The 13,792-nt window shown below is 66.2% G+C and carries 9 protein-coding genes; 2 read left to right on the top strand and 7 right to left on the bottom strand.

Annotation, left to right across the window (positions count from 1 at the left end):
* The 3 genes from BFAL_RS02015 to BFAL_RS02005 form a co-directional block, all read right to left on the bottom strand.
* Nucleotides 1-685 (bottom strand): MFS transporter (locus BFAL_RS02015; protein WP_152973482.1); only part of this gene is annotated, 685 nt, incomplete at its 3' end.
* A 593-nt stretch (nt 686-1,278) separates the two neighbouring features.
* Nucleotides 1,279-2,409, bottom strand: a complete 1,131-nt coding sequence (locus tag BFAL_RS02010) for a LacI family DNA-binding transcriptional regulator (RefSeq protein ID WP_055426776.1) — start codon at nt 2,407-2,409, stop codon at nt 1,279-1,281.
* A gap of 84 nt (nt 2,410-2,493) precedes the next feature.
* Nucleotides 2,494-4,113 (bottom strand): MFS transporter, encoded by a 1,620-nt coding sequence (locus BFAL_RS02005; protein WP_055426775.1) that lies wholly within the window; start codon nt 4,111-4,113, stop codon nt 2,494-2,496.
* Nucleotides 4,114-4,679: 566 nt separating this feature from the next.
* On the opposite strand from BFAL_RS02005, the gene BFAL_RS02000 reads away from it, so the two are divergent.
* Nucleotides 4,680-6,032: an ABC transporter permease gene (locus BFAL_RS02000; RefSeq protein WP_055426774.1), complete on the top strand. Its 1,353-nt coding sequence runs from the start codon at nt 4,680-4,682 to the stop codon at nt 6,030-6,032.
* The gene (locus BFAL_RS01995) at nt 6,029-7,507 is read left to right on the top strand and encodes an ATP-binding cassette domain-containing protein (protein ID WP_055426773.1); all 1,479 of its coding nucleotides are present in this window, start codon (nt 6,029-6,031) and stop codon (nt 7,505-7,507) included. The genes BFAL_RS02000 and BFAL_RS01995 overlap by 4 nt, the downstream gene beginning before the upstream one ends.
* Before the next feature lie 84 nt (nt 7,508-7,591).
* On the opposite strand, the gene BFAL_RS01990 is transcribed toward BFAL_RS01995, so the two are convergent.
* The 4 genes from BFAL_RS01990 to BFAL_RS01975 form a co-directional block, all read right to left on the bottom strand.
* Nucleotides 7,592-8,395 (bottom strand): HD domain-containing protein, encoded by an 804-nt coding sequence (locus tag BFAL_RS01990; protein WP_055426772.1) that lies wholly within the window; start codon nt 8,393-8,395, stop codon nt 7,592-7,594.
* Between the two features lie 350 nt (nt 8,396-8,745).
* Nucleotides 8,746-9,618 carry a class II glutamine amidotransferase gene (locus tag BFAL_RS01985; RefSeq protein ID WP_055426771.1) on the bottom strand — a complete coding sequence of 291 codons (873 nt, stop codon included), beginning with the start codon at nt 9,616-9,618 and terminating at the stop codon, nt 8,746-8,748.
* Between the two features lie 204 nt (nt 9,619-9,822).
* Nucleotides 9,823-12,150 carry a KUP/HAK/KT family potassium transporter gene (locus tag BFAL_RS01980; RefSeq protein WP_055426770.1) on the bottom strand — a complete coding sequence of 776 codons (2,328 nt, stop codon included), beginning with the start codon at nt 12,148-12,150 and terminating at the stop codon, nt 9,823-9,825.
* Nucleotides 12,151-12,422: 272 nt separating this feature from the next.
* Nucleotides 12,423-13,382 carry a TatD family hydrolase gene (locus BFAL_RS01975; RefSeq protein ID WP_055426769.1) on the bottom strand — a complete coding sequence of 320 codons (960 nt, stop codon included), beginning with the start codon at nt 13,380-13,382 and terminating at the stop codon, nt 12,423-12,425.
* Between the last annotated feature and the right edge of the window lie 410 nt (nt 13,383-13,792).

The raw sequence follows: 13,792 nt of genomic DNA, 5'->3' as shown, positions 1-13,792 counted from the left end.
TCGGGGTCTCCTCCATGTGGACTCGCACGACGAGGCCGACGATCACGAGGATCGCGGAGAGCAGGAACGGCACGCGCCAACCCCAGGCGAGCATGGCGTCGGAGTCGTTGAAGGATTCGAGGATGAAGTAGGTGCCGTTGGAGAGGAAGAAGCCGATCGGGGCGCCGAGCTCCGGGAAGGAGCCGTAGAGGGCGCGTTTGTCTTCAGGCGCGTTCTCGGTGGCGACCAGCGCGGCGCCGGACCATTCGCCGCCGAGGCCGATGCCCTGGATGAAGCGCAGCAGGCACAGGATGGCGACGGCGAACACGCCGGCCTGATCGTAGGTGGGCAGGCAGCCGATGAGGAACGTGCCGACGCCCATCGTCATCAGCGAGACGACCAGCGTGGTCTTGCGGCCCATGCGGTCGCCGAAGTGGCCGAACACGAGGGAGCCGAGCGGGCGGGCGATGAACGCGATGGCGAAGGTCAGCAGGCTCATCAGCAGTGCGACGGTCGGGTTGTCTTTCGCGGAGAAGAAGATGTGCGGGAAGTAGTTCGCCGCGGCGGTGCCGTAGGCGTAGAAGTCGTAGAACTCGATGGCGGTGCCGACCATGGAGGCCGCGATGACGGTCTTCACGGAATCGCGGGCCATGGATTGCAGCTTGCCTTCAGCCGCGTTTTCAGTCGTTGTGTCGACTGCACTCATGGGATTATCTCCTCAAGGGATGATTGGTTTTCTCTCTACTCACGGAAATTCCATCGCCGTATGTGCCTTGTGGGCGCGGGTAATGGAAAAGCCCCGCAACTCGTGCAGGGCTTTGAACGTGATCAATCGCTTTCCGCCCTGCCTTCGCTGACGGGGCTCAAGCTTGTAAGCCGATTCATGCCGCCAGCGAAGACGGAATAATAATTCGTGCGGACAGCAGAGCGACGTTGACGAGGGTCAGAACGGACTCGTTAACGGTGGTATCGGCAGTGTATCCAGTCATCGCGGCGGCCTCCTTTCGGTCTCGAAGTCTTTCCTTCGAGCGGTTATCGCTCGAACTGGTTCACACCATAGGAGCGCCCGTCCGCCGCCACGAGGCGATGTTCACTATATGAACCAGGCGAAGATGTCGCGTTTTCGCGTCATATTCCGTTCACACATCGTTCGTGCGGGCCGCGGCGATCCGCGCGAACGATCCCCACGTCACGCCCGGCCGCGATCCGCGCAACAACGCCCCAGCGATCCGCGCGGCAACGCCCCGCAATCCACATGGCACCGCCCACATGGCACCGCCCGCGCGGCACCGCCCCGCGTCAGCGCGTGGAGTCGGCCTCGCGCAATGTCAGCGGAATGAGCGCCGCGGAATCACCCGCAGCCGACCCAGCATCACCCGCATCACCCGCGGCCCCTGCATCACCCGCGGCCGACCCCGCCTCCCCGCCGATCAGCGCGACCATCCGTTCGACGAGCGCGGCGGCGAGTGCGCCGAAATCCTGCGCGACGGTGGTGAGCTTCAGTCCGGCCGCGTCGGCCAGATACGTGCCGTCATACGCGACGACCTGCAGGTCACGCGGCACGTCGATCCCGCGCCGTGCGGCCTCCTGCACGCACAGCGCGGCGACCACGTCGGACGCGACGACCGCGTCGACCGGCGCGTCGGATGCGGCATCCGGCGCCGCACCGTCGCGCCGCGCGAACAGTTCGCGCACGGCCGCGACGTACCCGCGGAAATCGGACACGTCGCCGGCCTCCACGTAGTCGTGCGCGATGCCGGCCGCGTCGAGCTCACGTTCCAGCGTGAGGTAGTAGCGCACGGTCGGGAAGGTGGTGTCGCCGTCCACCGCCGCGGCATCCGAACCAACGACACCCGCCCCGGCGCGGTCGTGGAACTGCGCGCGCGGGCCGCCGATCATCGCCACGTGGCGCGCGCCGGACCCGGCGAGCAGACGCGCGATGATGCGCCCACCCTCCTCATGGTCGGATCTCACGGTGGGGATGCCGGGGCCGAGGTCGCGGTCGAACGCGACGACCGGGCGCCCGACCGACGTCCAATAGTCCGCAGGATGCGCGGTGTGCGCGGCCATGACGATGCCGTCCATCATGTGCCGGCGCAGCATGTCGACGTACTCGGCCTCGTCCTTGCCGGTGTCCGCCACGGAACAGAGCACGACGCGCATGCCGCGCGCGGAGAACTCGCGCTGCAGCGCGGCGACGAGCGTGGCGAAGAACGGATGGCGCACGGTCGGCACGATTACGCCGACCATGTTCGTGCGATTGCGGTAGAAGTTACGCGCGAGCTCGTTGGGAATGTAGCCGAGCGCGTCCATCGCGTCCTGCACGCGCCGGCGCATGTCGTCCGAAACGTAGCCGGTGCCGTTCACCACGAGCGACACCGTGCTCACCGACGTTCCTGCCTTCTTCGCGACATCACGCATACCGACCATGACCACTCCCCTTCCGCTGCGTCGTTTCCACCGACGATTCTATCGGGTGCCGCGCGTCGGTCGTTCGCCCGACGGCCCCGCGCGTCAGTCGCGCTTGCGCACGAACAGCGCGGCGATCAGCACGCACACGATGGCCGCGGGGAACAACGCCATGTACGCGGACGAGAATCCCGCCGGAGCGACGGCCACGACGCACGCGCCGCCGACCACGCCGATCACCGTGCCGCACGGTTTGGCGGTCGCGACCATGCGCAGGTAGCGTCCGGCCTCGCGCGCGTCGGGCAGTGCGTCGACGATCATCGGCTGCACGAGCGCGTCGACCATGCCGGACGCGAATCCGGCGATGAACGAGAACACCATCAGACTGCGTTCCCCACCGATCACGACGATCGCGAGTCCGGCGAGCAGGCCGACCGCGTACAGCACGCATGCGGAGACGACCGCCGCGCGCGAACCGCGCCACCATGCGCCGAACCCTTCCGCGAGTTTGTCGGTGATGGCGCCGGCCGCATACCCGGCGAGCGCGACGCCGGCGAACGAGGCGAGCGCGAGCAGCGCGATGAGCACGCCGGCAGGCAGGGTCATGGGCGCGGAGGTGAAGGCGGGATCGTCGCCGTAGACGGCGAAACGCACGATGTACCACAGGTAGGCGGCGGTCATCGTGACGCCCGCCGCCATGAACATGCGCGACCAGTAGAGGCAGCGGAACGCCTTCGCCTCGGCGCCGCCCGGCAGGGTGAACCATGCGGCGCGCAACACCTCATCCCAACTGAACGGCATGCGCGGCTGTTCGACGCTGGAGGGTTCGCGCGGCCAGACCAGCACCGTCGCGAGTCCGGCGAGCGCGAACATGACGGCAGCGCACAGGAACGGGTTGAACGGGCCGAAGCCGATGGCGAGGCCGCCGACCACGCCGCCGGCGGCCTGCCCGGCGATCACGCCGATCGCGTTCCAGCGTTCGATCGTGTCGCGGAATTTGTCCGGTACGCGTTCGGAGACGGCGGAGGCGAGCGGTACGACGAGCATCGCGTAGGAGAACTGCAGGAGCGTCCACAGCAGCAGCATGGGCACGGTGGCGGTCGTCGCGCCCAGGGCGAGCGTGAGCAGCGCGGACAGCAGGCCGCCCGCCGCCAGCCATGGCGTGCGGCGGCCGAAGGTCACGCGCGTGCGGTCGGAGAGTGCGGCGACGAGCGGCGTGAACAGGAGGCTCCACACGGCGCCGACGCCGATGATGACGCACAGCGTCCACGGCAGTTCGGCGGCGCGCGTGAGCATGGACGGATCGGCGCGCGTGACGTCGATGCCGGCGCCGAGCGCGATCTGGTTGGGGATGGCGACGAGGTTGAGCGTGGCCCATGGCGCGGCGATGAGGAACGCGCCGATGCCGAACGCCCATTTCAGGCGCGTGCGCGCGCGTTCGTCGGGGCGTTCGCCGTCGGCGGCGACGAGCGGGTCGCGCATGTCGAGGAATGACGACGAATAGTCGGGCACGGCGGCGTCGACCTGCGCGGCGGCCGCGACGGTCGCGGTGCCGTCCGCGGCGAGACGCGCGGCCTGGGCGGTAGGCTGTTCGACGGTCTCTTCGGGCGCGAGACGGCGCGGGTCGGCCGCGAGACGCGCGACGGCGGCCTTGTCTTCGGCGCTCAACGCTTTGTCCAGGTCCGGCCGGTCGTCGATGCCGGGCCGCCGGTATGGCTCCATCATGATTCCCTCTCCCGTCCTTGCCGCCGGCGTGCGATGGCGACACGCGACGTGCACGTCGTGCGATGTACGCAGCACACGTCGTGCGCGGCGTTCGCGCGGCTCTGCGTACGCCGCAGCGCACCGCGTTTCCGTAGGGTACAGCTTATCGCGCTCCGCCTCCCCGCGTGCGGTGGCGACGCGGCTTCCTCGCGTCGCCGCCCACGTCGCCGCATCGCCGCCCACGTCATCTCCACATCGCCGCCGCGGATTCACAGAGAGTTTTCAGAATCAAGCAAGACAACCCCCATCATTGCCCACGTAGTGTCTTACTGTTGACATTGTCGACTGACAGTGTCGGCCGCAGACGGTTCCGCCGGAAGCGTCGAGGCGGAACCGTCTGCGACGCGACGTCCGCGAGAGCGCCGACCGCGCGGCGCGTACAGTGCCCGCACGCACGGCGTAACGCGCGTCGCGTACACGGCACACGCTCACGTGCGTCACGCATAGTGCGACGCACGTCACGCACAATGCGACGCACGTCACGCCCGGCACGGAAATAGGAATACAGAGGACTGGAGAAGTAGCGCATGTTCGTTCTCACCAACGCTTGGCGCGCCATCACGCGGCGCTGGGCGATTTCGGCGTTGACCGTGGTGGTCACGCTCCTCGTCACATTCGGCACGATCGCCTCGATCGCGCTGCTGCAGGAAAGCGACACCGCGCACGGCAGCGCCTACGACGCGCAGAATCCGAACGCCGTATTGCGCCCGACCGCCGCCACACAGACCACGATGAAGCCCGACGACGCCGACTCCACCACGTCGCGCTACCTCACGCTCACCGACTACGAGCCGTACGCGGAGAAACTGCAGGAACAGCAGCTCGCGTTCACCTATTCGCTCGTCTCCACGGTGCCGGTGCGCCAATCCTCCACGATCAAGGCGATTCCCGGCAGCGCCGACACGGAAGACTCCGCCAGCAAGACCGGCGGCGAATTCCAGCTGCGCGCCTTCTACGACGACACCGCCGTGAAAGCCAACGACTTCGGCTCCTACCATCTCGTGCAGGGCAAGAAGCTCACCTTCACCGACACCGCCGCCACCGGCGCGCTGATCTCCAAGGCCGTGGCCGACAAGAACGGGCTCAAGGTCGGCGACAAGTTCAAGGTCGGCGACCCGACCGACGCCTCCAAGACGTACGAATTCACCGTGCAGGGCATCTACGAATACGACGACGCCGACACCGGCGACACCGCCGCCGTCCCCACGGACAAAGCCCAATACGCCAAGGAGAACCCCGAGAACGTGATCTACTCGGCGTACGCCACCACGTACACGCTCGGCATCACCAAGGAGAGCGAGAACCCGAAGAACGACTGGTCGAAGCCGGATCTCGACATCGTCTTCCAGTTCGCCGACACGGCCACCTACAAGAAGTTCGTCACGCTCGTCAACAAGGCGAAACTGCCCAAGGGCTACGAGCTGACGTCCCCCTCGCTCACCGAGTACGAGGCGTCCATCAAGCCGCTCGGCGACGCCGCGAGCCGCGTGCGCCCCGCCCTGTGGGCGATCGCGATCGGCGGGTGCGTCGCGCTGGCGGCGCTCACCATCGCGCGCACCTGGTTCGGGCGCACCGGCGAGATCGGCATGGCGCTCGTCTCCGGCGTGACGAAGCCGCGTCTCGGATGGCAGTTCATGGTCGAAACGTTCATCCTCACCGTGGTTCCGGCCGCGATCGGCCTCACGGCCGGCGGCCTGAGCGCGGGCGCGATCGGCGCCGCGCTGGCCGGCGGCCACGCCACGCCCGTCACGTCCGGCATCGTCTGGCCGTTGATCTGGCAATCATGCGGCATCGTCGTCGCGCTCGCCATCGTGGCGATGCTGCGTCCGGCGACGTTCCGCAACGCGAATCTGTTCAAGGCATCGGAGGTGCAGGCATGAGCGAGCAGGACATCGACAAGCGCAATGACGAGGTTGCGGCGGAGGACGCGACGGACGTCACTGCGGAGAACGCGGAGGACGACGTTGCGGAGGCCGTGACGGACGACGCGACGACTGCTGCAGCGGACGACGACGCGACCGAAACGGTTGTTGATTCCGCAGCGGCCGACGATTCGACGGACGCCGCAACGGCGACGCATGTTCCGGACGACGCCGACGATTCCGACGCGGCCGACGATGACGCTGAATCGACGACCAACGAATCGGGCGAAACCGACGCCGACGAGGAGGCCGAACCGCAGCCCGTCGCGTTCAGCGTCGTCTACGACGAGGACGATACGGACGACGCACCGATCGCCTTCGCGATCGACGGTGCCGTCGACGCAGTCGATACGGCCGATACAGCCAATGCGAACGACACGGACGATGCCTACGTCGATGTCGTCGACGATACCGAGGCCGTCGCCGTCTCGACGGACGGTGAAGCGGGCACGGCACCCGAAACGGCAGACGACACTGAAACCGAAGACTCCACCGCCGAGTCATCCTCCGAAACCGCGCAGCGCGGCGATGCCGAAGACACTGCTGAAGCGTCCGAGGAGGAAATCGAATCCGACGCGGTGCCGCGCGAGACGAGCGCGGCCGCGACGGCGGCTAACGCGAAACGCGTCAACGAGACGCTCGCGTTGAATGCGACGGCGAAGCCGAGCATCGACGCGGCCGCGGACCCGAACGAGGTCAAGGCGTCGATGACGCGCTCCGAACGCGCGCTCGACCAGCAGGTCGGCGACCGCGTGCTGCTGAAGTCGTACCCGACGTTCTCGCTCAACCACGTGACCACCACGAACCGCAAGACCGGACGCCACGTGCTCGACAACGTGTCGATCGCCTGCTATGCGGGTTCGCTGGCCGCGATCCGCGTGCTGCCGGATGAGGACGATCCGGAGCAGCGCGTCACGCTGATGGAGGTGCTCGGCGGGTATCTGATCCCCACCTCCGGCACCGCGATGACGAAAAGCTCGAATCTCGCGGAACTGGAGATCACCGAACTGCGCGGGCACCGATTGGGCATCATCCCGCAGCGCTACGCGGTGCGCGGCGACCTCGACGCGGAATCGAACGTGCGGTATGCGATGGACGCTTCGGGGCGCACGTATCTGAAGCCGAAGCCGGTCATCGCGCGCGAGCTGCTCGACCGCGTCGGATTCGGCGAGGCGACGAGCGGCAAGCCGCTGCACGCGATGCCGATCGTCGAACAGCGTCGCGTGGCCATCGCCCGCGCCATCAGCTGCGAGGCGGACGTGGTGATCGCCGACGAGCCGACGAAGGGGCTGGATGCCGATGACGCGCGCGAGATTCTCGCGCTGCTCGCCTCGATTGCGCACGCGCGCGACCCGAAGCGCTTAGTCATCATCGTGACCGCCTCCGACGAGGTCGCCGACACCGCCGACCAGGTCTTCCGCCTCGCCGACTGAGCCGCTCGTCTCTCCGCGCGATTTTGGTGCGCAAATCGGGTGATTTGCGCACCAAAATCGCGCGGAGAGGTGGGAAGCCGAACGTCAGATGACAATCATGTGGTATTCGGCGGCGAGGGGCTTGACATCCACCACACCGTACTGGTCGAGGAGCTCCAGCCAACGGCGCTTGTTCTCCTCACCGAAGCGTTCCGCACGCTTCGTGTAGCTTTCCGCCGTCACGAACTTGGGCGGCAACGACTTGCTGTTGTACTTGTCCGCCACCATCACGGTCTCCTGCTCGAGGTTGACCGGCACGTAATCCGCCGGCGGCAGCGGCAGCTCCTGTCGGATCACCTCGTCGCGGGTCAATCCCACACCGGTGTGGTTGCGCGCAAACTGCGCGATCGACTCGTCCACACCGTTCTCCAACAGGTACTCGTAGCCGAGCAGACCATGCTTGATGTACTTCTTACCGGCGAACTTGAGCGGCTCCCCATCGGTGCCGTCATGCTTGAGCACACGGTAGGTGCCGATGTCGTGCAGCAGACCGCCGATCGTCACCAGATGCTCGTCGATGAGCCTCGGCGGCACGTGCCCGCCGGTCACACCGTCGCTCGGCGGCACGGCAAGCTGCGCAGCTCCTGTCCCGTTCGTCGGAACGGAATTCCCCTCGGCCATGGCCAACACCGCGGCCGCGCCGTCAGCCGAAGGCGCGGACAGTTCGGCGGCGTCCTTCGGCAGCGTGCAGCGGCGCATGAACAGCGCGTTCTGGCGGTGGGCGAGCATGCGCGCGATACGCGCGACGATCACGCAATGCGTGTGGATGAGGTCGTACGCCTCCTGCGAGGGCGCGATCTTATGGTGCAGTTCGTCGATCTGTTCAAGAGTGGGAACCATACCGCTCATTGTATGCCGCGCACTCCTCACACTCGGGCTCCCGTTAAGAATCCGTGTGCCGGAGCGTTGCGCGCACGGGGCGCATGCTCCACACGAGTGCTTATGATTCTTGTGTGGAGCGGAGATGCGCCATATAACAGGCCATACGGCTTATGCGATGCCGTGTGGAGCGATATTGCTCCACACGAATGTGGATACTGGAGATTGAAGTGTCGTGTGGAGCGTTTCCTCGCCACACGACACATATATGACGCATGTGAGGGCTTGTGTGGAGCAATCACGCTCCACACATTGATTTCGACTCCTTGTGTGGAGCACACGGACATGCGGCGCCGCCGCTCAATCGGGCGCCCACCCGCTCAATCGATCGAGCGCATCGACCATTCGCCGGTGCGGTTGGAGGCGACGATCATCTGGTCGTTGCCGAGTTCGGCCCAGCCGTCCGCCTCGTTCTGCTCGAATCCAGACGACGCTACGACGATGCCCGCGGGCGCGCCCTCCTCGTCGGTGAGCGCACGGTAGCGCATCACACGGTAGTCCTGCGCCTTCTCGCCCTGCCCGTACTCGTCGTAAATCTCGACGATGCGCGACGACGTGCGTTCGCGACCGGCCGCATTCAACGCGATGAACTGGTCCTGCGACTGGATCATGCAGTTGTAGCTGGAACGCGGGTAGGCCTGGCGCAACTCGCGCACGGCCTGCGCCACGGCTTCGTCAAGATCGTAGCCGAATCCGATGTATTCGAGGATCACGGCGAAGAAGATCGCGGAATCGGAGCGTCCGCCGGTGGACAGGAACACGCTGTGGTTCACCGGGTACTGCTTGTTGGTGACGATGTTGCGCCCGTGCGAGTCGGAGATGTCGCCGTTGTGGATGAAGCTCAGGCCGTTCGCGAAGAACGGCTGCTGGTTCTCAAGAATGAGCGGCAGATTCGAGGAGGCGAGGCGCAGGTGCCACAGTCCGCCGCGGGCCGGCTCGGAGGCGAGCTCGGGGAAGACGGGGTCGAGACGTGCGGCGACGGTGGTCTTGTACAGCTTGGTGCCGGTCTCCGGCGCTGGCGCGCCGCCGTCGAGCGTGCCGGGGCGTTCGATCGGCTCATACAGCATCGCACAACCCCAGCCGTCGTTGTGGATCTCGCTGATCTCGCGGTATTCCTCCACACTCTCCGTGCCTAGGATTGCGTTGAGGCTCAGGTTGAACCCTGCCGTCGCGTAACCCAGTAATCTGCACATAGTTGGCTACGATAACCCGTATATGTCACGACGCGCGGCCACCGCTATAAGCGTTGCTTATATGAGACGCACGTCACACGGAATGCCGGGAGCCCGCCCGGCCACACGACCGGACGGGCTCCCCTCGTCATCCTCGGTGCGCACGTGCGTCGTCACGCGCTCACGCCGTCACGCACGCACCATGCGCACCTCGCGCACGCACACTCACCGCACCGGCGGCAGATCGCCGGTGATCGGCTCGCCCGCGGCGCGCTCGATGCGCTTCAGGCGCGGCGGGCGGCGGGTGGAGACGAACAGCGGCTGCACTTCGACGAGCGGATTGTACGGCGCGAGGCCGAACCATTTGACCGGCGAACCGGCGACGTGGCGGATCGCGTACTTGGCCTGCAGCGAGAGCGCGCCGCGCGCCGAGACCTTCGACTCGGGCATGAGCGCCTTGTGGATCAGCACGTAGCGGATCGTGCCGATGTTCGGATCGGCGTCGACCTTCGGGTACAGCGACTTCTGCTGCGGCAGTTCGCCGCTCTTCGACAGATCGTGCATGATCTGATGCAGGTACGCCGGAATCGATTGCGAGACCTTGAATCCCAAGCGGATGCGCACGCGGAACAGGAAGTCGGTGCCGAAGTTCTGTACTTCGTATTCGCGCGTGAACGGCTGGTCCGTGGTCTCCACGCTCACCGCCCACCAGGCGCGGGCGCGCTTCGGATGGTCCGCGAAGATGGAGAAGAAGATGTCCGTGTCGAGTCGCTTCATCTCGCTGTCGGACGTCAGGTAGACGATGTTGTCGGCGAAGTACGGGATGCGGAAGTCGCCGTGCAGGCGTTCCAGCGTGGGCAGGAAGTCCTTCATGCGCATGTGGCGGCGTTGCGCACGTTCCAGCTTGGTGCCTTCGTTCCACGTGTACATGATGAACAGGATGGCGATGGTCAGCAGCATCGTGAACCAGCCGCCGTGCAGGAACTTCGCCATGGACGCGATGAAGAACATCGTCTGGATGGCGAGGAACAGCACGAGGAACACGATGGCGGCGACGTGCTTGCGGTCGTACCAGATGTACACGGCGAGCAGGATCGTCGTGGTGATCATCGTGATGGTGAGCGCGAGACCGTACGCGGCGGAGATGTGCTCGGAATCCTTGAACAGGGCGAGCACCGCGAGCGTCGCCACGCACAGCACGATGTTGATGACGGGAATGTACAGCTGTCCGCGCGTGCGGGCCGGGTAGCGCACCTGCAGGTGCGGCATCCAGTTGAGTCGCGTCGCTTCGGAGACCATCGTGAACGCGCCGGTGATGAGCGCCTGCGAGGCGATCACGCCGGCCGTGACGGACAGGATGACCGCGATGTAGCGCACGTCCGGGGTCATCATCTGGAAGAACGGGTTGAGCGATTTCATCGCCGTGTATTCGGGGTCGCGGCTGTGCGCGAGGATCCACGCGCCCTGCCCGAAGTAGCAGCACACGAGCGAGATCTTGATGAACGGCCACGTGAAGTAGATGTTGCCGCGGCCGACGTGTCCCATGTCGGAGTAGAGCGCCTCGGCGCCCGTGGTGGAGAGGAACACGGTGCCCATGAGCGCGATGCCGGCCTCGTTGTGCGGGCTGAACAGGAACTTGACGCCGTAGACCGGGTTGAGCGCGGCGAACACGGACCAGTCGGCGGACAGGTTCACGAGGCCCACGACGGCGAGGAAGCTGAACCAGACGAGCACGATGGAGCCGAACACCTTGCCGATGCTTTCGGTGCCGCGCGACTGCACGGAGAACAACACGATGATGATCACCACGGTGATCATGAGCGTCAGGCTCGGATTCTCGTCGAAGATGTGCTCCAACGGCGGCAGCGTCTGGAGGCCTTCGACCGCGGAGCTGATGGACACGGCGGGCGTGAGCACCGAATCGGCGAGGAACGCGGCGCCGCCGACCATCGCGGGGATTGCGAGCCACGCGCCGCGGCGGCGGATCAGCGAGTACAGCGCGAAGATACCGCCTTCGCCGTTGTTGTCGATGCGCATCGCGATGAGCACGTATTTGACGGTGGTGATCAGCGTGATGGACCAGAAGACGAGCGAGAGCATGCCGAGCACGGCCTCGCGGTCCACGTTGCCGATGCCGCCCTGCCCGGCGAGGAACGTCTGCGCGGTATAAAGCGGCGAGGTGCCGATGTCGCCGTAGACCACGCCGAGCGCGACGATCATCATGCCCCATGTGACCTTGTCCGGGCTGGACTGGAATTTCGCCCACCAGCGGCCGAACCGTCCCCTGCTGGCGGTGGAGGCGAGCTTCTCGGCCTCCTTGTTCTTCGCTTCGGCCTGCTTGACGAGCTCCTCGCGCTCCTCCCTGGTGAGGGTGCGGCGCGAGACCTTCGGCGCGTTGGTGAAGGTGTCGGCGCGCAGCAGCGCCTCCTTCTCCTGTTTCGCTTTCTCCTGAATGGCCTTCGCCTGGGCTTTGTCCGGGGCGATGGATGCCGGTGCGGCTCCTCCGCCACTCACCTTGCGGGCACGATTCGTCTGCTGATTCGGGTCAGCCATACGCTCAGTCCTCCATGCGGGACGGCCTCCCACTGCCGGCCGCCCACATCGTTCTCTACTACCATCTCATGCGTCACACTCGCGATTTCCTCAAACATGGTAGTGCCTTAACGGAGTCCTTACAACTTCGCCAGCCCGGCAGCGCTGGAATCATGCGCGTCCACACCGTCATCCATACGAATCCCATACGTCGCACGTCGCGTGCGCTGCGCCACGTGCGCAGCGTGCGTGCGCGTGCGCAACGTACGCGTGCGCAACGTACGCGGCGCACCTCACACGCCGTATACCGCGCGTGTGGTGCGTCGCGTGCCGCGCGCGACATCGTCGAGCGGCAGGTCGAGCGCGTCGGCCATCGCGCGCAACGTGTACGGAATCATGTACGGCGCGTTGGTGCGCCCGCGGTACGGCATCGGCGTGAGGTACGGCGCGTCGGTCTCCACCATCGCGTGGTCGAGTCCGACGATGCGCAACGACTCGCGGATCCCGTCGTTGCCCTTGTAGCTCACCGTGCCGGAGAAACTCAGGTACCAGCCGTGTTCGCGCGCGATCTCGCCCATCTCGCGGTCGCCGGAGTACGAGTGGAACACGGTGCGTTCGGGCGCGCCGTCCGCGAGCAGCGTCTCGATGACTTCGCGGTGCGAGTCGCGGTCGTGGATCTGCATCGGCAGGTTCAGCTCCTTGGCGAGCGCGATGTGCGCGCGGAACGCCTCGCGTTGCAGTTCCAGCGCGCCTTCGCCGGTGCGGAACAGGTCCATGCCGGTTTCGCCGATCGCGACGACCTCGTTCGGATACGCGCGTGCGAGGCGTTCGACCTCGGCCATGGCCTCGTCGAACGGCACGCTGTGATACGGCTTGTACGTCACCGGCAATCCGTCCGGCCCGGCGACGGCGCGATGCCCGTGCCGCACCGCCTCGTTGGGGTGGATGGCGATGGCCGCGTGGACCTGGCCCGGGTGCGCCACGGCCATGTCGATCGCGCGTTGGAGGTTGGGCAGTTCGCATCCGCAGTCGATGATGCCGGTCACGCCGACCGCCGCGGCCTGTTGGAGCAGTTCGTCGACGTCGTATACGGGCACTTCCGGCTGTCCTTTGGCCTGTGCCTCGTGGCTCATCGCGCGCGCGAACGGCACCACGGAGGCGACGTGCGTGTGATTGTCGATGACGTGGGCGTCTGCGGGCAGCGCGTCGGGCGCGGGCGCCCAGCTGCGGTCACGATGATGATGCTTGCTCATGGATTCCCAGTGTAGGCGGCGGGGGTGTTGTGCCGGACGTGGCGTTGCCGCGGATTGACGCGGAACGCCGTGAAGCAGCGTAGAACGATGTGCCGCACAAGCCCATACGGAAAGCCGTGCGGAACACGAATGCACGAATGCTCCACACAAGACGCACTGGAAGCCATGTGGAGCACAAACGCACCACACTTGGCTGTTCTACGCGCTTTCACGGCCGTGTGGAGCGATATCGCTCCACACTCGCGCGATTTCCCCCGGCCGGTGGCCGGTGTGGAGCAATATCGCTCCACACCAGCCACCCACGCAGCCTCCTCCTCGTTGTGTGGCGCACAACCCGCGCCACACAACATCACGGACCCCGTATGTGGCGCACCCGCGGAGCATTCCCACGCTCCGCATCGCATCCATCC

The sequence above is a fragment of the Bifidobacterium aesculapii genome (assembly GCF_001417815.1).
Lineage (GTDB): Bacteria > Actinomycetota > Actinomycetes > Actinomycetales > Bifidobacteriaceae > Bifidobacterium > Bifidobacterium aesculapii.
This window is presented reverse-complemented; position numbering and strand designations above follow the sequence as displayed.

Excerpts from the sequence above, each read along its gene's own strand:
- BFAL_RS02010 (WP_055426776.1), bottom strand. The coding sequence starts at position 2,409 with ATGGTCGGTATGCGTGATGTCGCGAAGAAGGCAGGAACGTCGGTGAGC.
- BFAL_RS02005 (WP_055426775.1), bottom strand. The coding sequence starts at position 4,113 with ATGATGGAGCCATACCGGCGGCCCGGCATCGACGACCGGCCGGACCTG.
- BFAL_RS02000 (WP_055426774.1), top strand. The coding sequence starts at position 4,680 with ATGTTCGTTCTCACCAACGCTTGGCGCGCCATCACGCGGCGCTGGGCG.
- BFAL_RS01995 (WP_055426773.1), top strand. The coding sequence starts at position 6,029 with ATGAGCGAGCAGGACATCGACAAGCGCAATGACGAGGTTGCGGCGGAG.
- BFAL_RS01990 (WP_055426772.1), bottom strand. The coding sequence starts at position 8,395 with ATGAGCGGTATGGTTCCCACTCTTGAACAGATCGACGAACTGCACCAT.
- BFAL_RS01985 (WP_055426771.1), bottom strand. The coding sequence starts at position 9,618 with ATGTGCAGATTACTGGGTTACGCGACGGCAGGGTTCAACCTGAGCCTC.
- BFAL_RS01980 (WP_055426770.1), bottom strand. The coding sequence starts at position 12,150 with ATGGCTGACCCGAATCAGCAGACGAATCGTGCCCGCAAGGTGAGTGGC.
- BFAL_RS01975 (WP_055426769.1), bottom strand. The coding sequence starts at position 13,382 with ATGAGCAAGCATCATCATCGTGACCGCAGCTGGGCGCCCGCGCCCGAC.